The sequence below is a fragment of the Methanosarcina horonobensis HB-1 = JCM 15518 genome (genome assembly GCF_000970285.1).
GTDB classification, from domain to species: Archaea; Halobacteriota; Methanosarcinia; order Methanosarcinales; family Methanosarcinaceae; genus Methanosarcina; species Methanosarcina horonobensis.
This window is the reverse complement of sequence record NZ_CP009516.1, coordinates 898,309-920,238: the sequence shown is the minus strand read 5'-3', so window position 1 is coordinate 920,238 and position 21,930 is coordinate 898,309. Positions and strand designations below refer to the sequence as shown.

At 39.8% G+C, this 21,930-nt stretch carries 17 protein-coding genes and 1 tRNA gene; 5 read left to right on the top strand and 13 right to left on the bottom strand.

From position 1 onward, the window contains the following. Nucleotides 1-284 precede the first annotated feature (284 nt). The 9 genes from MSHOH_RS04085 to MSHOH_RS23395 all read right to left on the bottom strand — a co-directional run bounded on the left by MSHOH_RS04085 (nucleotide 285) and on the right by MSHOH_RS23395 (nucleotide 9,388). On the bottom strand, nucleotides 285-1,487 hold the full coding sequence (locus MSHOH_RS04085) for a glycosyltransferase family 4 protein (protein ID WP_052730701.1): 1,203 nt from the start codon (nucleotides 1,485-1,487) through the stop codon (nucleotides 285-287). 127 nt (nucleotides 1,488-1,614) lie between these two features. Beyond that, complete coding sequence (locus tag MSHOH_RS04080) at nucleotides 1,615-2,454, bottom strand: glycosyltransferase family 2 protein (protein ID WP_052730700.1); 840 nt, start codon at nucleotides 2,452-2,454, stop codon at nucleotides 1,615-1,617. 445 nt (nucleotides 2,455-2,899) lie between these two features. Then, on the bottom strand, nucleotides 2,900-4,384 hold the full coding sequence (locus MSHOH_RS04075) for a flippase (protein WP_048137587.1): 1,485 nt from the start codon (nucleotides 4,382-4,384) through the stop codon (nucleotides 2,900-2,902). Nucleotides 4,385-4,539: 155 nt separating this feature from the next. Continuing rightward, on the bottom strand, nucleotides 4,540-5,907 hold the full coding sequence (locus MSHOH_RS04070) for a mannose-1-phosphate guanylyltransferase/mannose-6-phosphate isomerase (RefSeq protein ID WP_048137585.1): 1,368 nt from the start codon (nucleotides 5,905-5,907) through the stop codon (nucleotides 4,540-4,542). Nucleotides 5,908-6,274: 367 nt separating this feature from the next. Then, complete coding sequence (locus MSHOH_RS04065) at nucleotides 6,275-7,366, bottom strand: NosD domain-containing protein (RefSeq protein ID WP_048137583.1); 1,092 nt, start codon at nucleotides 7,364-7,366, stop codon at nucleotides 6,275-6,277. 326 nt (nucleotides 7,367-7,692) lie between these two features. Next, on the bottom strand, nucleotides 7,693-8,442 hold the full coding sequence (locus MSHOH_RS04060) for an arsenite methyltransferase (RefSeq protein WP_048143155.1): 750 nt from the start codon (nucleotides 8,440-8,442) through the stop codon (nucleotides 7,693-7,695). A gap of 4 nt (nucleotides 8,443-8,446) precedes the next feature. Further along, on the bottom strand, nucleotides 8,447-8,638 hold the full coding sequence (locus MSHOH_RS24210; RefSeq protein WP_048137581.1) for a hypothetical protein: 192 nt from the start codon (nucleotides 8,636-8,638) through the stop codon (nucleotides 8,447-8,449). Nucleotides 8,639-8,903: 265 nt separating this feature from the next. Then, nucleotides 8,904-9,122 carry a hypothetical protein gene (locus MSHOH_RS04050; protein WP_048137579.1) on the bottom strand — a complete coding sequence of 73 codons (219 nt, stop codon included), beginning with the start codon at nucleotides 9,120-9,122 and terminating at the stop codon, nucleotides 8,904-8,906. 125 nt (nucleotides 9,123-9,247) lie between these two features. Then, a complete protein-coding gene (locus MSHOH_RS23395; RefSeq protein WP_158024037.1) occupies nucleotides 9,248-9,388 on the bottom strand; it encodes a hypothetical protein in 141 nt (46 codons plus the stop codon). Nucleotides 9,389-10,033: 645 nt separating this feature from the next. Between MSHOH_RS23395 and MSHOH_RS04045 the strand changes: the two genes are divergently transcribed. Beyond that, nucleotides 10,034-10,879: a sulfide/dihydroorotate dehydrogenase-like FAD/NAD-binding protein gene (locus tag MSHOH_RS04045; protein ID WP_048137577.1), complete on the top strand. Its 846-nt coding sequence runs from the start codon at nucleotides 10,034-10,036 to the stop codon at nucleotides 10,877-10,879. Nucleotides 10,880-10,895: 16 nt separating this feature from the next. Further along, nucleotides 10,896-12,305: an NADPH-dependent glutamate synthase gene (gene gltA, locus MSHOH_RS04040; protein WP_048137575.1), complete on the top strand. Its 1,410-nt coding sequence runs from the start codon at nucleotides 10,896-10,898 to the stop codon at nucleotides 12,303-12,305. Nucleotides 12,306-12,558: 253 nt separating this feature from the next. Here gltA and MSHOH_RS04035 read toward each other — a convergent pair whose 3' ends face one another. Next, entirely contained in the window at nucleotides 12,559-12,822 is a 264-nt protein-coding gene (locus MSHOH_RS04035; RefSeq protein WP_052730699.1) for an NUDIX domain-containing protein, read from the bottom strand. Nucleotides 12,823-14,334: 1,512 nt separating this feature from the next. Here MSHOH_RS04035 and MSHOH_RS04030 point away from each other — a divergent pair. Both MSHOH_RS04030 and MSHOH_RS04025 read left to right on the top strand, forming a co-directional pair. Beyond that, complete coding sequence (locus MSHOH_RS04030) at nucleotides 14,335-14,634, top strand: NHLP leader peptide family RiPP precursor (protein WP_052730698.1); 300 nt, start codon at nucleotides 14,335-14,337, stop codon at nucleotides 14,632-14,634. 334 nt (nucleotides 14,635-14,968) lie between these two features. Beyond that, nucleotides 14,969-16,450 (top strand): radical SAM/SPASM domain-containing protein, encoded by a 1,482-nt coding sequence (locus tag MSHOH_RS04025; protein ID WP_048137574.1) that lies wholly within the window; start codon nucleotides 14,969-14,971, stop codon nucleotides 16,448-16,450. 566 nt (nucleotides 16,451-17,016) lie between these two features. Here the strand turns inward: MSHOH_RS04025 and MSHOH_RS04015 are convergent. After that, nucleotides 17,017-17,088, bottom strand: a tRNA-Arg gene (locus MSHOH_RS04015). A gap of 223 nt (nucleotides 17,089-17,311) precedes the next feature. On the opposite strand from MSHOH_RS04015, the gene MSHOH_RS04010 reads away from it, so the two are divergent. Then, the gene (locus tag MSHOH_RS04010; RefSeq protein WP_048137570.1) at nucleotides 17,312-18,559 is read left to right on the top strand and encodes an RNA-guided endonuclease InsQ/TnpB family protein; all 1,248 of its coding nucleotides are present in this window, start codon (nucleotides 17,312-17,314) and stop codon (nucleotides 18,557-18,559) included. Nucleotides 18,560-19,242: 683 nt separating this feature from the next. Here MSHOH_RS04010 and MSHOH_RS04005 read toward each other — a convergent pair. After that, nucleotides 19,243-19,785, bottom strand: a complete 543-nt coding sequence (locus tag MSHOH_RS04005; protein WP_048137568.1) for a nitroreductase family protein — start codon at nucleotides 19,783-19,785, stop codon at nucleotides 19,243-19,245. A gap of 593 nt (nucleotides 19,786-20,378) precedes the next feature. Next, nucleotides 20,379-21,674: a glycerate kinase type-2 family protein gene (locus MSHOH_RS04000; protein ID WP_048137566.1), complete on the bottom strand. Its 1,296-nt coding sequence runs from the start codon at nucleotides 21,672-21,674 to the stop codon at nucleotides 20,379-20,381. Nucleotides 21,675-21,930: the final 256 nt, after the last annotated feature.

Here is a 21,930-nt window from a genome sequence, read left to right as displayed (position 1 = left end):
TAGAACCTTTTAAACCCAATTCGCTTCCAATTAAAAAATGATATACATAACTGAGATGGCACCAAATTAACGAAAATGCATCGAAAACAAAAACTTAACTTAATTGAAGTTTATAGTCGGTCAAGCAATTAATTCATACTTTTTGTTCATTAAATAAATCCATTAATTTTAGCAAATAGTTTTAGGAGATAGTTTTTACATTTTATAATTATAAGCATAGACGGTTTATGTAAAACTATAAAAAAAGTCATACTTGTTAGCTTCAGTTTTGAAGACTGAAGTCATCACTTGCCCCAAATTAGTTTTTTATATTTTGAACAAAATTTTTCACAGTTAAAATTTGTTTTTGCATATTCATAGGCCTCAAGAGAAATTTTGTCCATCAAAAATTCGTTTGAGATAAGTTCATCTATAATTTTATATACGTTTTTTACTATGAGACTTTCACTTTCGTTTTTTATAAGAAAACCGTTATATCCGTTATGAATATGCTCTGAAATGCCTCCTACGTCCGTACTTATAGTTACAACCCCATAAGCCATTGCTTCCATTATAACTAAAGGAAAACCTTCACTGCTCGATACAAGTAGCAATATGTCAGAACTATTGTAGATTTCTGAGAGCTTTTTTTCATCTACGATTTCGCCTAAAAAAGTACAACACTTTCTGTACTGCTCAGGAATTGAACTTCTGACGTCTCCTACCAATACAAACTCAACAGGCATATCTTTTTGGTGACAGAGGTAAGAAATTTCTCCTACAAGGTGTACTCTCTTTTCTTCAGAACCACGACCTACGTATAGAATTCTTAAAATTGGTCCATTATTTTTTCTATAATTTTTTCTTCCGGTTAATTCTGGAATATGTACACAGTTTTCGATTAAAACAATCCTTTCACTCATATTCTCAGGAACACCGTTCAAACTGTACTGTTCCTTGAGATCCTTTAACGTGCGTGTATTAATTACAACTCTTTTGTCTAATCTATCTACACAAGGAAGGCTAACATTTTCAATTCCACCCCCAAAAGCGTGAGTGAGGTCAATACAGCAAATGTGAGGGCTTAAATAAGGGATTAGTTTATAAAAAAGGATATTGTTACATCCAAAAACTACGCAATTTTTATTACTGTTTACAATTGTAGAAAGTACACCAGCCCAAAAGTAAATTAATACTGGATTGTTTAAATAACCTAAATCAAATATTTTAGCACTTTGCATAAATTGTTTTTTTAATGCGAAACTTTTTGATTTATCCGCAAAAAATACTATAGGTTTATTCTCTTTCAGGCAACAGGTAATTCTGGCATGAACCTTTTCAGCCCCTCCTATATGGTAGAACGGAAAAAAGAAAAAAAGCTGGGACCTGAAGTATGAAACGGAGAAAGAACCTACAAATCTGCCAGCAATTACAAGAGGTCTCTCCAGATATTGGATTAATTTTTGTAGGATATGTTTTACATGTATATACAAAACATTGTCTGCCAAGTAATAGACCACCAATAGATAAAATAGTTAAATCCGGTCTTTTAAAATCGATCCGAAAGACAGTAATGACAATATAATGACAATTGAATTCAACTGTATGTAGTATTGTCGTATTCTCTCCTATATTTTAAATTCTATGAGCTATTCCTTTAAATCTTACCCTAGTACTTTCGACTAAACTACACAAGATTTTTCGGGTACGAGCCTGTAAAAATAATCTTTTTGCCAAAGAAAAGTATTCTTTGTTATTTGTATTATAATCAGTATTATTTGCCCATGAAATAAATGAATTAAAAACATTAGCTCTTAACTCCCAGATAGGAGGAGTAGAAGCTCTCACACTTGTTTGAGGTTCGTCTCTATAAATTAATAATGGTTCGTTTACAAAGGCAAAGTCCGTAAGTGTAGCTGTACGCAGCCATAATGCGTAATCTTCCCCAACTTTTAACGATATATCTTCTGGAAATCCACCGCATTTTTCCACAATGTCTTTTTTAATTAAAACTGAACTGCAAACTATGTAATTATTGTTAGAAAGTAAAGAAAAAGATATTAAATCCCCAGAAACCTCCCCGTTAACTATTGTTCCTGCATACCCTTTAGATGGAATATACCTTATTGCGTCAGAGCATGCAGCACTGCATCCCATTTTGTTGGCATGCTTGAGCTGTTTTTCCAGTTTGTCCGGTAACCACTCATCATCGCTATCCAAAAAAGCTAACCACTCTCCCCTGCTTGCATTAATTCCTCTATTACGAGGAATTGATGCAAGCCCATCACGTCCTCCCTCTATCCATCGTACACGAGGATCGTTTATCGAATTAACAACTTCTTGATCCAGTGACCCCTCAACACCACATACAATGATTTCAAGAGGAGGAAGAGTTTGGTTTAAGGCACTTGAAATAGCCTTACCCAGCGTTTCTGCTCTATTCCAGGTAGGAATAATAACGCTAATTTCAGTCATCTTTCCCACACTTTCTACTTGAATATTGTGCTAAATTATCCATAGATCCTGTTTTAAAATGGTATATAATTTAATTTTATATTATATAGAGGATAGTATACGCTTTGAAGAACCTGGTGATGCTAAGTTGGGGTATTTTCGCACTCACCTACTACCTCAACAGAAGATTAGAAGAAAAAGAGCAATTATCGATGAATCTATAAATTTGAAAATCATTCCATTACATGCCATAATAGTCTCAGGACCAGAATATAATTCATATGGACTTTAAGGCCTATTGAATGATAAAAATCAGAACTGCATATAACTGGATAATAAACCGAGTTTATGCAAAAATTTGTGCTAATGTTCAGGGTATAACTGGAATATATAAAAACCGTAGAGTCCCATCTAAAATCACGAATTCTTAAAACTCATATTATAACTATCAAGGATAAGTATTGATTCACAGCCAGCCTGGCCAAACAAAGCCTATACCAACCTTTTCCACAATATCTTTCATTTCAGTGTACACTTTTTTATCAAATTTCAATATTAAAAAACCGTATGCTATTCCACCGAAAGCAACCACCAGCATTGTAACCCAGATATTGGAAAGCGGCACAAACAAACGATACACACCAACAAGCAACCCCATAACAACCGAAGACATCATGATATTAGACAGACTTTGACGCTCCAGTTTTATTGTCATATGTCTGGATAAAGCACGCCAGGCGAGCAAAGCATTCAATGTCATTGTTGCCAATGTTGCTATTGCTGCTCCGTTTATACCTATGAGCGGGATAAGTATTATGTTCAATGCAATGTTTGCTCCAACACCAATTGCCGTGACCTTAAATGATTCTTGAGGATGATCCAGAGCATCCAGATACATCGTGAAAAAGTACTGGAATATGTTTACCACCTGTACAGCAAGTAATATTATCAGTACATGATAGCCCTGGGCAAAATCTGCACCGTAAAATGAATATAGCAGACGGTCCCCCAGCAGTATACCACCCACAAGTACCGGAATTGCCAGTAACAATGAGTAACTAATTGCACGCGACAGTGACTCTTCTATAAGATAAAGCTCCTTGGTTTTACCCCATTGGCTGACTCTAGGCCAGAGTGTCAACCTCAGTGCATTTGAACTAAATGTGGCAATCCCTGTGAACTGGAGTACTACCCTGTAAATACCTACATTTTCAACATCCATAAAATGCCCTATAAGAACAGTATCTGCCTGTGAAAACACAAGCACCCCACTGGATGTTAAAAATAGCCAGAACGAAAATACAGATAAGCTCTTTATATGTTTCCATTGGAAGTTTACTAAATGCAAGTCAAAAAAACGGAATTCAATTACTGCTGCCACGATCATACCGGCTACCATGCCCCCGGCCAGACCTGCGGTTTCATATCCGAGATATATTGCGGGGACCTGGATCATAACACGTGAAATGTTGCTTATTCCTTCGCAGGTGTTGCGTATTCCCATCTTGCCTTTACCGGCAACCCCGCTTGAGATTGGTCCTGCAAGCGCTGAAACAAATAATAATAACAACAGCCAGTCAAATATACCTGCTTTGTTAAGACCCACAAAGTAGTCTTTAAACATGAGTAACACAAGTATTCCAGTTATTGTAAACACTAGTCGCAGTAAAAAGTATGCGCTGAAATATGCATCAGGTTCTTCGCCTTCACTGATACGCTTAACTGCGGCTCCACCAAATCCGCCATCAGTAAACATACCAAAAATACCATAGTATGCTAAAAATAGGAAGTATGAACCGAGAATTGAAGCACCTGCCGTATGCGCAAAGTACATGGTACTTAAGAAGCCTATGGCTGTGAATGAGACCTGCCAGAATACTGATACAATGCTCTGGCGTTGAATAGGATCTATTTTTAAGATATTTGAGAAAATAGTAGCTATGTTGAGCACGGTCTAGACATCATTTATGTTTTATTAAGGTCATGGATGCTTCAAATCTTTCTTATCACTGTCGATACACGTATGATTTTCCCAATGTCCCCCCGTGCTCACAAACTCATTTTTATCATAAAAACATTAACTTCTTACCAATATTGAAAATTTACTTATTGTCTACCATATACGTCATCAAACCTGACAATATCTCCTTCATCCACAAGCTCTCCTAACTGCACCTCGATAATCTCAAGAGGAACTTTTCCGGGGTTTGACAGCCTGTGCTTTTGTCCGGCTCTGATAAACGTGCTTTCCCCTGGTCTCAGGAAAAACTGCTTCCCATCAACTTCCACACACGCCATACCTTTTACAACCACCCAGTGCTCACTCCTGTGATAATGCAACTGAAGGCTTAACTTATGGTCAGAAAGCACAGTGATATTCTTTATTTTATGGCCTGGAGAGGCGTCAAGCAGTGTATATGAGCCCCAGGGTCGGTAGACTGTTTGCCCGACAAACGCCCTTTCATCTTTCCTGGTCTTGAGATCCGAAACTATTTCCTTTACTTTCTGACTGCTGGACTTGGGGCATATTAACAGGGCATCGCTCGTATCAACAACCACCATATCCTTAACATCAATAAGGGAAACGATTTTCCCGCATTTCGAATATACCAGATTCCCGTCGGAGTTAAGAAGCATTGGATCACATTCATGGATCACATTTCCTACCGAGTCTTTCTCCAGCTCATCATAAATTGCAGCAAAGTTTCCAAGGTCACTCCACTTCTGGTTCAGCTTTACAACAGCAACGTTATCGGATTTCTCCATTATGCCGTAGTCAATGGAGACTTTATCCACACACGTATAAATTTCATTAATATCTCCCCCTTTCTCAAAACAGGCAAAAACCGAAGGTGCGTGTTTTTTGACTTCTTCAAAGAAAAGCCGTGTCTCAAAGAGGAACATTCCGCTGTTCCAGAGGCAACCTTCTTCGATATATTTCTGGGCGGTTTCAAAATCAGGTTTTTCCCTGAATTCCGAGACCCTGTAACCGGGCTCACAGGCTTCTGACGCTTTAATGTAGCCGTATCCCGTATGAGGAAATGTGGGAACAACCCCAAAAGTGACCAGATAATCCGAAGCCAGCTTTTCAGCTGAAGAAATCGTTCCCATTGCAGCTCTGTCAAGAACATGATCTGAGGAAAAGATTCCTACGATCGAATTCCCGAATTTCTTTTCAATTTCTTTCATTCCGTAGAAAATCGCAGGAAGTGTGTTCTTGCCTTCAGGCTCGATCAGAACGTTTTCGGGAGGGATTGAGTATCCTGTCTCCTTGATCTGTCCAATTACAAAAAATTTCTGAGCTTCATTGGTTACAACAAAAATTTCAGAAATATCCGAAACCTCAAGACATCGAAGCACAGTTTCCTGAAAAAGTGATGTTTCCCCGAACTTTAAAAATTGTTTGGGATACATTTCCCGGCTGAGAGGCCAGAGTCTCGTCCCTGAGCCACCTGCAAGAATTATCGACTTAATCCTGTCATCTCCTTTAGGTGTTGGTAAAATTCATCCAATGTAAGTATAACCCACTCTACATAAATATATAGATTTTTTTGAAGTAACAAAATTTATGAAATAATTTTTTGAAACACATTAAACCAGATATACGTACTAACCCAGATACATGTACCTGAAAATATGATTCTTCAGGCAATATATAAAGAAGCCGTTAAATAAGCTTTTCCCGGAAAGCTAATTAATCAAAAAAGTGTGAATTTAAAATTTTCCGGGTTTGCTGAGTATTATTACTGCCTGCTTAAAAACTGCCGTATTTCGTTTACTTTCAGTTTATTCTCGTTTTATTTCCATTATTCTGCTTTACTTTATATGCTCACTTTACTTCTCATTTTTTTTCGTAACGATCTTTTCCCCAGCCCATTACCCTCCTTACAATGAATACCGTAAGGATAAGTATGAATAAGCCAAGTCCAAAAAGGGTGACCGTAATAGGACGCTCTCTACCCTGAAAAATCTGAGGGCGCCGGATAAGAGGCATGTAGTCAATGTTACCCTCTCCCAGATCGTATGAAGTATCACAAAGACCATTATCGTCCAGATCTTCAATAACACACACGGCAGTACTTTCAGGACTGGTCCAGTAGTTTCCACCGATATAGGGTCCTCCAACAATGTTTATTCCCCTCTTCATACTCATGTTCCAGTCATTTTCCAGGTTAGTTCCTTCATAACCAACATTTTCAGAGTTCTGGAAATAGTTATCGTAAATGAGATTTTTACTGCTGTTTGAGAGCATAAGGCCGTACCCTGCATTGAAATGCAGAAGATTTCCTTTTAGCTGGTTCCTATCGGAAGCTTCAAGGAGAATTCCTCTCAAGCTGTTCATTTCCACTTTATTATTGATAATCCAGTTATTCCCTGAATCGTTAAGGAAAATTCCTACCTCATTTTCAGACACATTGTTAAGATTCAACATATTGGTAGTAGAAGAGTCTAGATAAACACCCAGACGGTTGCTGGAAAGTCTATTATTGCTTATCATAATTCCCTGTGTATTCTCCAGATAAATGCCAGCCTTCAGAGTGTCGTTAGCGCCATTAATGGAAAAACCGCTTATAGTCACGTTATTTGCAATTACATGAAACACATGGTCTCCGGGGTTTTTTGCCGTTACAACGTTTTTTTCAGGGTTTCCGGAGATCGAACGAACGGAAATTTCTTTATCAAGATATATGTTTTCCATATAAAGCCCGTTATACACATAAACCGTATCTCCAGCCTTTGCTGCATTGACAGCTTCCTGAATTGAAGGAAAATCTTTGTTGTCATCACTCCCCACGGTGATCCTTCTGGCAGCTGCACACCCTGAGCTGAGCAACAGAAGTACAAAACCTATTACAAAACAGATTTTTACGGTTCTTATGGTATTCAGCAATATCACCTCAAAGAGACCACCCCCCATCATCCTGTGCCCCATATTCAGGAGGGTCCCTGCATTCAGAACATCAAACCTGGAGTACCCAGATCATTAAAAAATAATAATTGAATAGTAATATAAATAGATTGATGGATATACTTATTGAAGCATAGTTTCTGAAGAACCTTGCTGATAAATCTCTTTTCGTCAGTCTACTTTATCAAAAGAAATAAAGTGCTATAGGATTACAAAAAGGAGCAAAAGGCAGAAAAGAGAGAAAAAAACAGAAAAGGGAGTAGGAAGCTGAAAAGAGAGAAGAAAATTAAAAATATTATTTATTTGATCTTCTCGTATCTTTCTCTCACATAGTCACTCCTATTTTCTTTTCATACCCAGACTTTTAATTTGAGGCTTTCAACGGGCAGACCTCCGTACTGCCTTTTACTGATGTCCGAATCTTCAGCCAGGATTTCTACCGAAAATCCTGCTTTTTTCAAAAGTCTTAAATATTCCTCTTTTAACACAGCGCCAGCGACACAGCCTGCAAGCAGGTCATTGTCATTTTTAAGGTATTCAGGCAAATCCTCCAGGAGAACCATGTCCGAGATATACATCCTGCCTTCTGGTTTCAAAACTCGGAAGGCCTCTCTAAAAACTTTTTCCTTATCCGGAGCCAGGTTGATCACGCAGTTGCTGATAATAACATCCACCGAACTATCCTCAACCGGAAGAGCTTCAATATCTCCGTGGCGGAACTCAATGTTTGAATATCCATACTGCCGGGCGTTAGCCTGTGCTTTTTCAACCATTTCAGGAGTCATATCGACTCCTATAACCTTTCCTGAACTTCCTACTTTCTGTGCAGCAAGAAAACAGTCAAATCCTGCACCTGAACCCAGATCCAAGACAATATCGCCGGGTTTCAGTTCCGCAAAAGCGGTAGGGTTACCACATCCAAGCCCCAGGTTTGCGTTCGGGGCAGCCTGAACATCATCTTCCGAATAGCCAAGAGATTTGGAAAGGTCTACAGGACTTGAATCCCCACAGCAACTGCTGCCGGAACAGCAGGAACCGCCTAAAGTTGCAATCTCCTTATACTTCTTTTTGATAACTTCCTTTTTCTCATTCGCATCCATTGTTTTACCCATTCCTTATCGTTGATAGTTTTTCTGACCTTGGTTTTCTATTTGACCCTGGTTTTTCGATTCTATCCTGGTTTACGATATCCTCAACTTTGTTTTTCAACCCGGTTACCTGTACTCTCATTAATGATATTGCAGATTTTATTCTCAGTTTTACACATAGGACAAACGTCTGAAGCCTGCTGATCATTACAACAGGGCTTTATGTCCCTGATTCCAAGAGATTCAAGCAAACATTTGATCTCCCTGTTTTTGATGCTGTAAATTATGTTTCTATCCTGCCTTTCGCTTTAAAAACTTTACTTTGCCATTGATCATAATTATATGTATATATGCGCATATATGCATATAAATTTGCGAAGTTTGTTGGTTGTAAAAAGAAATAAAAATAAAAAGAGAAAAATTGAAGTAAAAACTAAAAAGGAGGTTAAAATAAAGAAAAAATAAAGTCCTGCTTATTTGCAGGTATCAAGAATGCTTTTCTTTTTACCTCCTCTCTGTTCGGAAGGGTGTATAGGTTCAACTTTAGCTTCTTCGATTTCACCCTGTTCTTCCTTAATGAGTGCCTTTCTCTCTTCCTCATCATACTTATCGCAGCTCACCAGAGGCATTTTCTTACCTGTGAGCTCTTCTTTCACTGGATTTGCAGGCTCAATAGCAGCTTTCTCGTCCATAGAATAACCCTCTTAAAAATTTGATTAGTAATTAGTTACTAATCAGTTACTAGTTACTAATCAGTGTTTAGTTCCTTAACCGATTCAGGTTAAAAAAATAGAAAAGTATTAAAGACATATTAAAATTACTTGCAAGTATCGAGGAGCGATCTTTTCTTGCCGCCCCTTGCTTCGGTTGGATGAATCGGATCAACGTCTGCGGTCTCTTCTCCTTCTCTTTTCTCCAGCTTTTCTCCCTTTTCCCCTTCTCTTCGTTCTTCTGGCATATCTTTATCTCCTTTTATAATACATTTATATTGAAAGATTTATTCCAAACACTTGGATTCATAACTTCAGATCATCTTTTTATTTTGCCTTCAAAAAGAAAATAACCCATCCTGCAAATATTCTCAGAATGGACTTTTCCTTTCTTCAGGATATTAACCTCTACAGCTTCGGCTACAGCCATTGTTTGCAGTACCTTTGTTTGACCCCTCCTTTACACCAATCCAACCCACGGATCAGCCGAGTTTGGGAATTTACCCTTAAATTTATTACACCCTTTAGATTTATTAAATTTTTTGTAGAAAGGTAAAAGAAATGAAAATAGTAGCTTTCTTTTTAAGAAAGATATAAAAAAGCAGCGTTTAAGAGCAGATATGTATAATCAAACTGAGAACGTAAGTGCAAACCAGGTAAAATAATTAAAATTAGTTGGGAGAATATATATTCCATTAATCAGTATAAGGAGAACGTCCATACGTAAAGGTAAGGGGACAGGAACCCTCACAGGATAGGAACCCTCACAGGATAGGAACCCTCACAGGATAGGAACCCTAACGGGACAGGAACCAGTATAAAGTTCAGTTACATTTAAATTTACCCTATCATTTGTTCAGAAGATATGCTTTTACTCAGGAAAATGTGATCTCATGGCATATAGAATACTGGAAAAGGAAGAAATCGCTCCATCGGTGCACAAAATGGTAATAGATGCTCCTGATGTAGCAAAGGCTGCAAAAGCCGGACAGTTCATAATCCTCAGGATTGATGAAAGGGGGGAAAGAGTTCCTCTTACAATTGCGGATTTTGAGAGAGAGACAGGCACGGTTACTGTAATTTTTCAGGAAATGGGCAAAACTACAAAACAGCTTGCAAAGCTTTCTGCAGGTGATTCCCTTGAGGACTTTGTCGGGCCCCTCGGAACCCCTGCTGACGTCAGAAAGCTCGGCACTGTAATTCTTGTAGGAGGAGGGGTAGGAGTTGCCCCTATTTACCCTCAGGCAAAGGCTTATGTGAGTGCAGGCAACAGGGTAATTTCAATTATCGGAGCCCGAAACAAGGACCTTCTCATCCTTGAAGACGAAATGGAGAAAGCCAGTTCCGAAGTGTACATAGCAACCGATGACGGGTCAAAAGGGCACCACGGGTTTGTGACCGATATTATGAAAAGTATCCTGGACAGCGGCGAAAAGGTTGCGAGGGTTGTAATTATCGGACCCCCGATCATGATGAAAGTAGGGGCAGGGGTTGCTTTTCCCTATAATGTGGAAATCCTTGTCAGCTTGAACTCCATAATGGTGGACGGAACAGGGATGTGCGGAGGCTGCAGGGTTACGGTCGGCGGAGAAACGAAGTTTACCTGCGTTGACGGGCCTGAATTTGACGCAAGAAAGGTCGATTTCGTCCAGCTAATGAACAGGCTTGCAATGTACCGTGGCGAAGAAGCAAAAGCTGTGGAAAAATACGAAGAAGAATGCAGGTGCGGACTGCACTGAGAAGGAAGAGATAAAAATGCAAGAATTACATGGAGAAAAACCGGGAAAATCAAAGAAAGAAAGGACCCCTATGCCAGAGCAGCCTGCAGAAGAACGCAGAAAAAACTTCAGTGAAGTAGCCCTTGGCTACACGAAAGAAGATGCTCTTGCCGAAGCTTCCAGATGTCTTGCCTGCAAAGACCCGAAATGTGTTGAGGGCTGCCCTGTGAATGTGGATATTCCGGGTTTTATTCAACTGGTTTGTGAGGAGAACTTCGAAGGAGCGATCGAGAAAATCAAAGAAACAAATACCCTTCCTGCAATCTGCGGCCGCGTCTGCCCTCAGGAGACACAGTGCGAAGCCCGCTGCGTACTTGGGAAGAAGGGGCAGCCTGTTGCAATCGGAAGGCTTGAGCGCTTCTGTGCGGATTATGAGCGCGAAAAAGGTGTTAAGACTCCTGAGGCTATATCCCCCACAGGCAAGAAGGTTGCAGTTGTTGGTTCCGGTCCTGCCGGACTTACTGCCGCAGCAGACCTGGCAAAACTGGGACATAAAGTAACAATCTTTGAATCCCTGCACAAAGCCGGGGGAGTCCTGAGTTACGGCATCCCCGAGTTCAGGCTGCCAAAAGAAATTGTACGGCAGGAAGTGGAGTACATAGAAAAGCTCGGTGTAGAGTTCAAACCAAATTATATTATAGGCAGGATCAAAACTCTTGACGAACTCTGCGATGATTTCGATGCCGTTTTCCTGGGCACTGGCGCAGGGCTTCCTAACTTCATGGGGATAGAAGGCGAAAACTTAAACGGCGTATACTCTGCAAACGAGTTCCTGACTCGCGTAAACCTCATGAAAGCCTATGACCCCGATTATGATACCAGGGTCAGGCACGGCAAGCATGTTGTGGTTGTAGGAGGTGGAAACGTTGCAATGGACGCAGCCCGCTCCGCACTCCGCCTGGGCGCAGAAGAGGTAAGCATAGTCTATCGCCGCGGAGAAGACGAGATGCCCGCCCGCCGCGAAGAGATCGAGCATGCCAAAGAAGAAGGCATTACCTTCAGGCTTCTTACAAACCCTGTCCGCATCCTTGGCGACGAGAAGTTCAATGTTACGGGCGTCGAATGCATAGAAATGGAGCTCGGCGAGCCCGATAAGTCAGGCAGAAGAAGCCCTGTCATTGTAGAGGGTTCGGAATTCCTTGTGCCAGCAGACGTTGTGATTATTGCTATAGGCACCTCGCCTAACCCGATCATTTTCAAAGGCTCGGAAGGCCTTGAGCAGAACAAAAGAGGTACTGTGGTTGCCGACGAGGAAACCGGCGCAACCTCCAAATGCGGAGTCTTTGCAGGCGGAGACGTGGTCACAGGTGCAGCGACTGTAATCAGTGCAATGGGCGCAGGCAAAAAGGCGGCAAAAGCAATTGACGAGTATTTGAAAGAAGAGTGAAACCAGAGAGATCTGGTTTCTTTTTTAAGTTTGAAAATCTACTAATTATTCTATACTCTATTTTATAGTCCGGATTCATTTAGAGTCCCAACAGTACAACATGCGTGTTTCAGATCTCCGTCCTTTTAAACTCATAAAATCTATCAATTATTTCTTTTGTTGTTCTGGAAAGCTTGATTTTTGAACCCGGAGAATAATAATTCACATATTTTACTTCATTGAGTGGTCGCGCAATACCGTTTGCATTTATTAATCATACGGCGTGGTAGTCTTTAAAGTACACACCTGAGTATGCTCTTTGCACATGCCCTACATGCTGGAAAAGAAATCTGACATTAGTTGCAATTAATCCCGTTTCCTCTTTCAATTCTCTAACAGCTGCTTGAGTTATTGATTCTCCTTTATTCGTCCCTCCCCCAGGGAGAACATATAGTCCTCTTCTACCAGCAACTACCAGTATGCCCCTGGGAGTTTCAATAATCGCGGTGCTTCGTCTTTTTTTCTTTGTCTTTAGCATACAGTATACTTTTCAACAGCCTGTCTTATTCAAAAGATAAGTAATGCTTCAGAGGTTTGAATATTTAGATTAATAAAAATTGTACTAAATAATAGAAATACTTGTTGTTATTTCGAAGCGTTTGCCAGAAGTCGCGCAATTTATAGAGCAGGTAAGACGCATCAAAATTAATAAGAATTTTCCAGTACCACTTTCAAAAGTATAATCACTCTAGAGAAAACTGAGAAAAAAGGAATTTTTTAAAAACTTACCTGATGTAGGTTTTCCCTACATGAGCCGGTGCAACCTCCAGGTGCGGAGTCTTGGCCGGCGGAGACGTTGTTACAGGCGCAGCAACCGTATAAGTGCAATGAATTCAGGCAAGAAAGCTGCAAAAGCAATTGACGAGTGAGAGAAAAGTGAAACCTGAGAGATCTGGTTTTTTTTAATAAAAAACCAATAAATCATATTTTCATATACTTTTTGAGTGAGTAAAAACGCTAACAGAAGAGATATAGAAAGTGCTCCTATGTGTATCTCATACTTTTTTACTTTTGATATGGGGTTATCGATGACCCTGTTTCAAAATAATATGTAATCCAATCTTATATTATATGGGGGAGATCATACATTTCGAAGAACTTAGTGATGTTTAATGGAAGCATATTCGTTTTCACCTTGGCGACAGCTTAGCTGGTACTGGGCCAATATGTAAAACTGTAAACTCTCGTATTGATGACAGTTTAACAAGAGCTAGGGAAAGAGAAAGCAGTGTTTTATCCCAAAATAATTCGCTTTAAGTTGTCAAGCCACATTTAGCAATGCACAGGTTTTATCTTAAAACCTGAATATGATTGAAAGCTTATACGATAAAAGCGTACATTTTGCAGGACTTTATAATCATATTAAAAATTAAAAAAGATCTGCTATCTTTATTTACTGATTGTAAAGAAAAAAACGTTATTTGAGGTACATGAACTCTTCGAGGATTCGACTGTTTTACTGCTACATTAGATCCATAAACAGTTGTTTCCAGAAGTGTTTATAAATTTGCACGTTGGAATTTGAGAGTCACTCAAGATACATTAAAACACGTGTTCAATTAAAAATACCAAATCAGCTTTTCTTTTCATTTTTTTTAGTTAGCGTTACAACTCCTATGCCTATGAGCCTCAATTCTCTTCAAGAGTTATAAGTAGTAAATAAAATTTTCTCATACTATATTTACATTAGGACACTATTGACTGGATCTTATGCTTAATATTACAAACCTAAAGTGACTTTATGTACTTTACATTTGAATCGATTCTTTGCACGAAGGTAGAATCATGTTCTTTCTCAAAAATATTATATGGGAAAGCTTAAGGAATATTAATTAAATTAATATAATCATAGTTTTATAATACAACAATGATACAACCTAACGAGATATTGCAGCTATAAATGCTGAAATTTCTAAAAACTTATTGTAAATACGAACGTTTATAGTTGTGTTTCTTTAAGGTAAAAGAAAATTCTAAAGAGGGGGGTATAATGAATAAGCAAGAACAAGGCAAAAAGATAGGTCAGGTTATTACTAAAGCTTGGAATGACGAGTCCTTCAAACAGCGGTTACTCGCAGACACGATGGCTGTGCTTAAGGAAGAAGGAGTTGACGTGCCGGCGGGTTTGGAGGTGCGGGCAGTAGAGAACACCGAAAAATTGGTCCATATGATCATACCATTGAAGCCGGTTTCAGAAGAATTCAAGAGTGCAAAGCTTCTATTAATTGCGCAAAACAGTGGATTCCATGTCATAGGTTGTAGTTGTTGGCAAGGCGAGGGAATTACCTAATTTATCGGAGGCTTGGGATAGAAGATGCCCTAACCCAGCTTGAAACTACATTGCGGAAATGATAATTGCGATCAGAACCGCGATCAGAACCCTTGATGGTTGCCGTTACCCTCAAGCCGTAAGTATCCTCACGTCCGCGGAGGGCAATTCTGTTGATCCGCAGTTTTCTTAAAGATTGAAACCACTTGGCGCGGAAACCTCCTTTCCCGGATGCAGTTCCTGCATATTGCCCGGACCTTTTAGTCCGTCAGAACTGGGTGTGCAAAAGTGCCTCGCATCGTATCAGATAGGAGGAGATTTGATAGATTGATTATTTTGGAGCGGAAGGAGGAAGATGTTAGGCTCTTACGAAATAGAGTATGAAGGGCGGAGGTACTTCGGCAACGTCGTGTTGCGAGAATACCATATTTTCGAACATGATAATGCACATTATCTGGTCGACGTGGGCAATAAGGCAGTCTCCCCAATCTCCGCCCGGTTGGCATCTATGATCAAGAAGGTGGATTCAGCTTTCGGCTGTCTGATTCCGGAATCCGCCATGGAGGAGTTGCGCAAATTAAAGCTGGTTGCCGGAGAGGAGGATGAGACGTCCGAGGCTGTGGCGGATGGCGAGTCGATAGGATCATGCGAGGAATTCGAGTATCCGGTGGTTAACATCTCCCTTTTCCTTGCGCAAGAGTGCAATATGCGCTGTGTCTATTGCTATGGTGGCGGGGGGCATTATGCTGGGAAAGGAATGATGACGGAAGAAACAGCGTTCCGAGCGGTTGACTGGCTGATGGAAAATTCCAAAAAAGCCGAAAGCGTAAGTATCAGTTTTTTCGGGGGAGAACCCTTGATGAACTTTTCCTTGATGAGAAAAATCGTGCCTTTCGCCAAAAGACAGGGAATGAGAAAAGGGAAGCAGGTCTTCTTCAGCATCACAACTAACGGTTCGTTGTTGAATGAGGAGATCATCACATTTCTCAAGGAAGAAAAGATAAGAACCTTTATCAGCTTTGACGGTCCGTCCGAATACCAAAACAGTCAGCGTCCCTTCAAGAACGGTAAGGGATCGTATGATAAGGTCTCCGCAAATATCCAAAAGTTGCGGGCGGTTATCCCCCACCTGACGGGTCGAGCAACACTTTGTGGTGAGGCCGACCCTTTTCGGGTCAAAGAGGGAATGGAGCGAGCTGGATTCACAACCTGCTTTATTACCAAGGCTTCCCCCGTGCTTCTGAACACGCAGCTCGCAGATATTCCCTCGGCCAGAGAAGAAGCCTTGCAACGGATGCTGGCGTTTAATCGCAAGGAAACGGAGCAATTGCTCGCCGCTATAAGGGCAAGAGCGATCGATAAAAATTATCTGCCGGGTCTCTTGCACGTCATGGCAGAAATGGATTTCGGGCAGAAACGCTACTATGGATGCGGAATTGGTAAAGGTATGGTCGCCATCTCCGCAGACGGAGATATCTATCCCTGCCACAGGTTTGTGGGGATAGAGGAATTGCGTTTTGGGAATATTGCAGACTACCATATTGAAGGGTTAAACGACTATTGGAGGGCGGTCGTGGATCATTTGCCAGAATGCTGGAGTTGCTGGGCGCGCTATTTCTGCGGAGGCGGCTGCTTCTACAACAACAAGGCACATACTGGGGATATGCACAGACCTGAGCCCCTGTATTGTCGCGAAACGAAGGCAATGTTCGAAGGGCTGATCCATCTCTTTTGTGACTTGAGCAAGGATGACAAGGAGTTTCTGAAAGGCATCATTAAGTATGTGACCGAGAAGCGAATCTTTAAAATGCCCATCAACCCAACAATTAATAAGTGATAATAAAATCTACCTTGCTACGGGATAGATGAGGTTTAGGAAGGGTTAATGGTTAATAAGCCAATACTTTTCTTCTACAGTGTTTTGGCAAAAAGTGCGCTTTATGGTCTGTAAACCTGCATGAATGCCGGGTTCAAATTTTGATCACCAAAAAAGTAGTGCCAAGAACTGTCTGGTTTCTTCTTGATAGATTGCTTGGACCAAAGTAGCAAAAATGTAGAATCTGAAATGCATCAAAAATTAATTATAGATTTTCCAGCACTACTTTCAAAAGTATAATTAAAGCAAGAACTAAAATAAAAGTCCACACAAGAGGCAAAAGAATTCGCAGCAAAAAGTAAAGTATTATTGCTATGAGAATTAACTGAACTAAAGATAGTCTCCTTCCAGCGCGCAGAAAGCGGCGATTTAATCTTCTAGCCATTATATAAGCACCTTTAAAACTGATATCCTGTTTTCTTATAAAACTGATGTCTTGTTTTTTATATTTCATTTTAGACTTTAAAAGTTTTGTCCAAAAGAAAATTGAAGTAAAACCAGACCTTAAATAGGCAGTTAAAAGTAAACAGGTCTGCTGGGAATCGAACCCAGGTTCGGAGCTCCGGAGGCTCCAGTGATATCCTCTACACCACAGACCTATTATGAAAAGTTCAGATCAGTTAATGGATTCTTGAGACAGTAATCAGTTAACTGGCTGTTTATAGTGCTAAATAGCTTATAAATTTAACTCTAAGGCGGGAAGTCTCCTTCCTCGACAGCCGCAGGTTGGCAGGTGGGGGATGAAAGCCGTCAACTTCTAAACAATTAACTTTTTCTGATTCTGAAGGCCTACTTATATATACCTTCTGCTTATATACTATTATGCATTTAACGGCAAAAGTTAAGATTTATCCAACAGATGAACAATTGAAAGTCCTGTGGGAACTTTCAGATAAATGTTGTTCTCTGTATAACCTGGCTTTAGCCGAAAGAAAAGATGCATGGAAACTTGAAAGAAAGAACATCAAGTATGTAGATCAACAAAACAAATTGCCAGATCTCAAGAAAAGAAATCCTGAATATAAAGCGGTTTATTCAAAGACTTTACAGGGAGTTCTTAAAAAACTTGATGCGGATCATAGATCTTTTTTTGCTCTCAGGAAAAACGGAGATCTAAATGCCAGACCTCCAAATTTCAAAAACAGGAAATATTTTCAAACAATTCCTTATAATCAAAGCGGATTTTATCAGAGTGGTAGTGTCATTTCTTTCTCTCATAAAATAAATGACACCAAACTTGTTTTTTATATAGGGAAAAAATTTGAAAATATAAAACAAATTGAGATCTATAATGACGACCCTTTCCATGCTAAAGGAGATTTCTATATTTCTGTTACTTATGAAGTAGCCACACCTGAATATATTGATAATGGTTGTTATCAGACTATAGATGCAGGAATAACAAAAATAGTAACCTGTATCAATCTTAAAGGAAAATTTCATGAAATAAAAAGTCCCAGACCTGACAAATATTGGCAACCAAAAATGGATAAAATCAAATCCCGAAAGGATCATTGTAAAAAGAAAAGTAGGAAATGGGTAAAACTTCATGGAAATTACAGGATAATGGAAAGGAAAAAATCTAATCAACTGAGGGATTTCCAGCATAAACTGTCAAAGAAAATGGTCAATAATACTAAGGCTAATACTATTATTGTTGGGAATCTGAAAGTTAAAAACATGGCTCAATCCAAAAAACTTAAAGGAAAAAGAAAAAGAGCTATGAATAGATCCATTCAAAATCAAGGATATTTATCTCGCTTCATCGAATTTTTAGCCTATAAAGCAGAACTTATAGGTAAAAAGGTAATAAAAATTGATGAAAGCTATACTTCCAAAACGTGTTATGTCTGTGGGAAAATCCACGATATGCCACTCTGGAAACGAAATATGGAATGTGATTGCGGAAACTACATTGATAGAGATCGCAATAGTGCAATCAATATCATGACAAATTTCCTATCACAGAATGCCTTGTGGACAGGCTATCAGAAATTCTCTGATAATCTTCGACAAACAGGTTTGCCGACGTCGATAAGGTTCTTCGAGCCTTATCCACAAATGACGTAAATACTCGAAGGAAGCTCAGTCCTCGCTTTCATCAGAAAGCAGGGCGGGGTAGTTCGCTCCTCAATCAAAGAACAAATATTCTCAATTTTTCATAAAAATTTCAAATCGGGTATGGCATTCCATTATCGATTTGATGAGCTAAAAGATAGTTTTGCCGACTTGAAATTATCAGAATGATAGTTAGCCATGCAACAGTATAAATTATAACCAATCTGACTTTTCCATAAAAAACTCAGATGCATTACCTTTTTTCAGAACATATGCCCGGGAAAATACCCGAAAAGATTTTTCTGCGCAAATTACCGGAATTTTTCTTAACCTTCCCTTGCACCTGAAACTCCACACCTGCCTGCACTACAGGTGAGGAATTCCAGCACTGCAAGTTCGTGTATAGATTTAGGAGGCGTTTTCTATTTTGCGTCTGTTCGCTAGACAGATTATATGTATGACTAGCTTATATTTAATACTTTTCTTTAGCTTTATAGTATTTAATGTTATTATATTAAAAATTTGTATTACCAAAAAGAATAAAAAAATACATTCTCTAAGAAAAAAGTAACAGATACCAGTATCAGGTTTGATCAGCACCGGTAACCACAATTAATTCAAAGGAAATTGACCAAAAAATGAGCATTTCCCAGGATAACCCGGAAACCTCCGGGTTTTGTACTGAATTAAGTATATTACTCTTCCCACTTCTCTCCATATCTTTCTTCAAACACAAGTTCAGAAAGGGCTTTCCGTGCAGAACTGCGTTTTCCGGGAGCAGGTTCCCCGATGGCAAGCACTGCCATGAGTTCGAGTTTTGGCGGACAGCCCAGGATCGAATTAACCTTCTCATGCTGATTCAGGATTTCTCCCAGCCAGACCGCACCCAGGCCGAGTTCACAGCAGGTAAGGAGCATATTCTGGATGGAAGCCCCTACCGCCTGGACGTCTTTTGTTCTGTTGTAAGAACTTTCGGTGTCCAGAAAGGCTGCAATGAGCAGAGGAGCTCCCGCAACAATGCCAGAATAATGAGTACATTCAGAAAGCTGATGGATGGTTTTTGGGCCTCTGACAACAACAAAGCGCCAGGGCTGGTTGTTCAAACCGGAAGGAGCCCAGCGGCCTGCGTTGAGTATTGTGCTGATTTCTTCCTTGCTGATCTGCCTGTCCGTAAACTCACGGACACTCCGTCTGTTAAGGATCGTATCTATGATTTTGCTTTCTCCCGTTACTGCCATGCTTATTCTCCAGATTGAGTTCTAAGTTTTGGATTTGTAAGCCTTCGGTTAAAGTATCAACATTAAATTATGAAACTTTACCGCAGACAGGTAAGCAATCCAGACAAAAAGGCAGTATATTGAAAGTTCTGTAAATTCGAATATATGATGCATAGATTTTATTGGAATTTATGTATAATCTAGAAGTCACAGATTTCCTATAGATTTCAGAAAAATTCCGTTTTGCTCTCAGTATGTGAAACTAATATACTTTTATTAAAAAACGTAACACTTAAAGTATAATTCCTGTTTTATCGCTCAATTTTTATAATGAAAATTGCCCTTTCCAGGCAAAATTTTCCATAAATGCCTATGTTTCTGTTTTTTCGATTGTTCCATAGTATATAGGAATATGCTTGTTTCCTTCGATACCCACACAAATGCGAAAAAATAGTAAGAAACACATAGGCAGTTTTTTATATGGCTCCTGATATCGAAAAACAGCCGTAGTTTTGAATTTTATAAAATTCATTCATATAGAACTTACTAGAAGTTTCAAAGTGAAATAATTTCAGGATAGAACACAAAAACTATGAATTTTTACGTCTTTCAGATCATAATTTTTTTTGCAACTGAACAGCTTTACCTTGGATATATATTGCTCGAAAGTCACTTACATTCGTGCGTGTAGGGTTGGTAAAAACTAATCCATTGCATCGCTTAAAAAAACTGTATGAGTCATTATCACTCGCATATTTTATAGGCATCACGTCAAAAGCCTTTGCTTCCTTATACATATCCGGAAGCATAAAAGCACCCGCGTTATCTTCAGTCCCATCAGTGCCGTCGGTGTCACATGAAATCGCGTACACATGCGGGTTGCCTTTCATTGCCATTAGGAAATAAAGAAGAAATTCGGTATTGCGCCCGCCTTTTCCTTTACCTTTAACAGTTACTGTTGTTTCCCCACCTGACAAAATCACACAAGGGGCGGAAAAAGGTTGGTTGAAATTGAGAACCTGTTTCGTTATTCCCGCCATTACCAAAGCCACATCGTGCGCTTCGCCCTCAATGGCGTTTCCGAGAATATGTGGTGTGATACATTGATGCCTCGCATAGGCGGCTGCGGCCTCTAGCGCATCTTGGGGGGTAGCAATCAAAATATTGGTGACTCGTTTAAAAATCGGATCTTCGGGCTTGACGGTTTCCTCCCTCGCTTCCTTTAGAAAAACCAAAATAGAAGGCGGCGTGAAGATATTATAACGTTCCAAAACCCCTAGAGCGTCAGCGAACGTTGTTGGGTCACCGACGGTAGGCCCCGAAGCGATCACTGAGAGGTCATCATCAGGAACATCTGAAATAATGAGCGAAACAACGCGCGCTCCATTTGCAGCGCGTGCCAAACGCCCGCCTGAGATCGCTGACAAATGTTTCCGGACGCAGTTGATCTCATGGATAGTTGCTCTCTCATTCAACAAAGCTTCATTTACTTTTTGTAAATCGCTCAACTCAATACCAGGAGCAGGCAGCGTCAGTAACGCGGAACTGCCACCGGAAAAAAGACACAAGAGCAGATCATTAGATTTAAGCCTACTTGCAAGGTTGAGAATATCTTCTGCCGCTTTCTTCCCAGCTTCGCCGGGCACTGGATGGTCGGCTTCGACAAGTTTAATCTTTTTCAATGGCATTCCATGCCCATGGCGTGTAACGACGAGTCCATTGTCTATAGTCCCAGCATAGTGGGCTTCGACAGCTTGAGCCATAGCAGCGGCTGCTTTACCGGCACCAACAACGATGGTTCGGCCTTTCGGAGGCTCCGGCAGATGCGCTGGAACTACTTTTTCGCCCCGAATAGCATTAAGACAAGATTCATATAAATCTAACAGAAAGTCCTTAGGATGCTGGTACATTACTCCTCCTTATGTTTGTTCGATAATTTACATTCCGGACCCCTCTCAAAAAACAACTTGATTTTTTTATTTGTACAGTTTATTGCTAATTTTACACACAAATACATGATATTTATGTAATCTTGAATAATTGTAGAAAAAATGCTTAATATTTAAATGTTTTCTTCAAATTTAGACTTTATTTTTTGAACTTTGTGGAATTAAAGCCAAGATAATAATTTACAAAAAAGTTAAATCCGGATGTTCAGGCATGCAA

Coding starts and splice junctions, on each gene's coding strand:
- MSHOH_RS04080 (WP_052730700.1), bottom strand. CDS start 2,454: ATGACTGAAATTAGCGTTATTATTCCTACCTGGAATAGAGCAGAAACG.
- MSHOH_RS04065 (WP_048137583.1), bottom strand. CDS start 7,366: ATGGGGCACAGGATGATGGGGGGTGGTCTCTTTGAGGTGATATTGCTG.
- MSHOH_RS04060 (WP_048143155.1), bottom strand. CDS start 8,442: ATGGATGCGAATGAGAAAAAGGAAGTTATCAAAAAGAAGTATAAGGAG.
- MSHOH_RS24210 (WP_048137581.1), bottom strand. CDS start 8,638: ATGATCAGCAGGCTTCAGACGTTTGTCCTATGTGTAAAACTGAGAATA.
- MSHOH_RS04050 (WP_048137579.1), bottom strand. CDS start 9,122: ATGGACGAGAAAGCTGCTATTGAGCCTGCAAATCCAGTGAAAGAAGAG.
- MSHOH_RS23395 (WP_158024037.1), bottom strand. CDS start 9,388: ATGCCAGAAGAACGAAGAGAAGGGGAAAAGGGAGAAAAGCTGGAGAAA.
- MSHOH_RS04045 (WP_048137577.1), top strand. CDS start 10,034: ATGGCATATAGAATACTGGAAAAGGAAGAAATCGCTCCATCGGTGCAC.
- gltA (WP_048137575.1), top strand. CDS start 10,896: ATGCAAGAATTACATGGAGAAAAACCGGGAAAATCAAAGAAAGAAAGG.
- MSHOH_RS04035 (WP_052730699.1), bottom strand. CDS start 12,822: ATGCTAAAGACAAAGAAAAAAAGACGAAGCACCGCGATTATTGAAACT.
- MSHOH_RS04030 (WP_052730698.1), top strand. CDS start 14,335: ATGAATAAGCAAGAACAAGGCAAAAAGATAGGTCAGGTTATTACTAAA.
- MSHOH_RS04025 (WP_048137574.1), top strand. CDS start 14,969: ATGTTAGGCTCTTACGAAATAGAGTATGAAGGGCGGAGGTACTTCGGC.
- MSHOH_RS04010 (WP_048137570.1), top strand. CDS start 17,312: ATGCATTTAACGGCAAAAGTTAAGATTTATCCAACAGATGAACAATTG.
- MSHOH_RS04005 (WP_048137568.1), bottom strand. CDS start 19,785: ATGGCAGTAACGGGAGAAAGCAAAATCATAGATACGATCCTTAACAGA.
- MSHOH_RS04000 (WP_048137566.1), bottom strand. CDS start 21,674: ATGTACCAGCATCCTAAGGACTTTCTGTTAGATTTATATGAATCTTGT.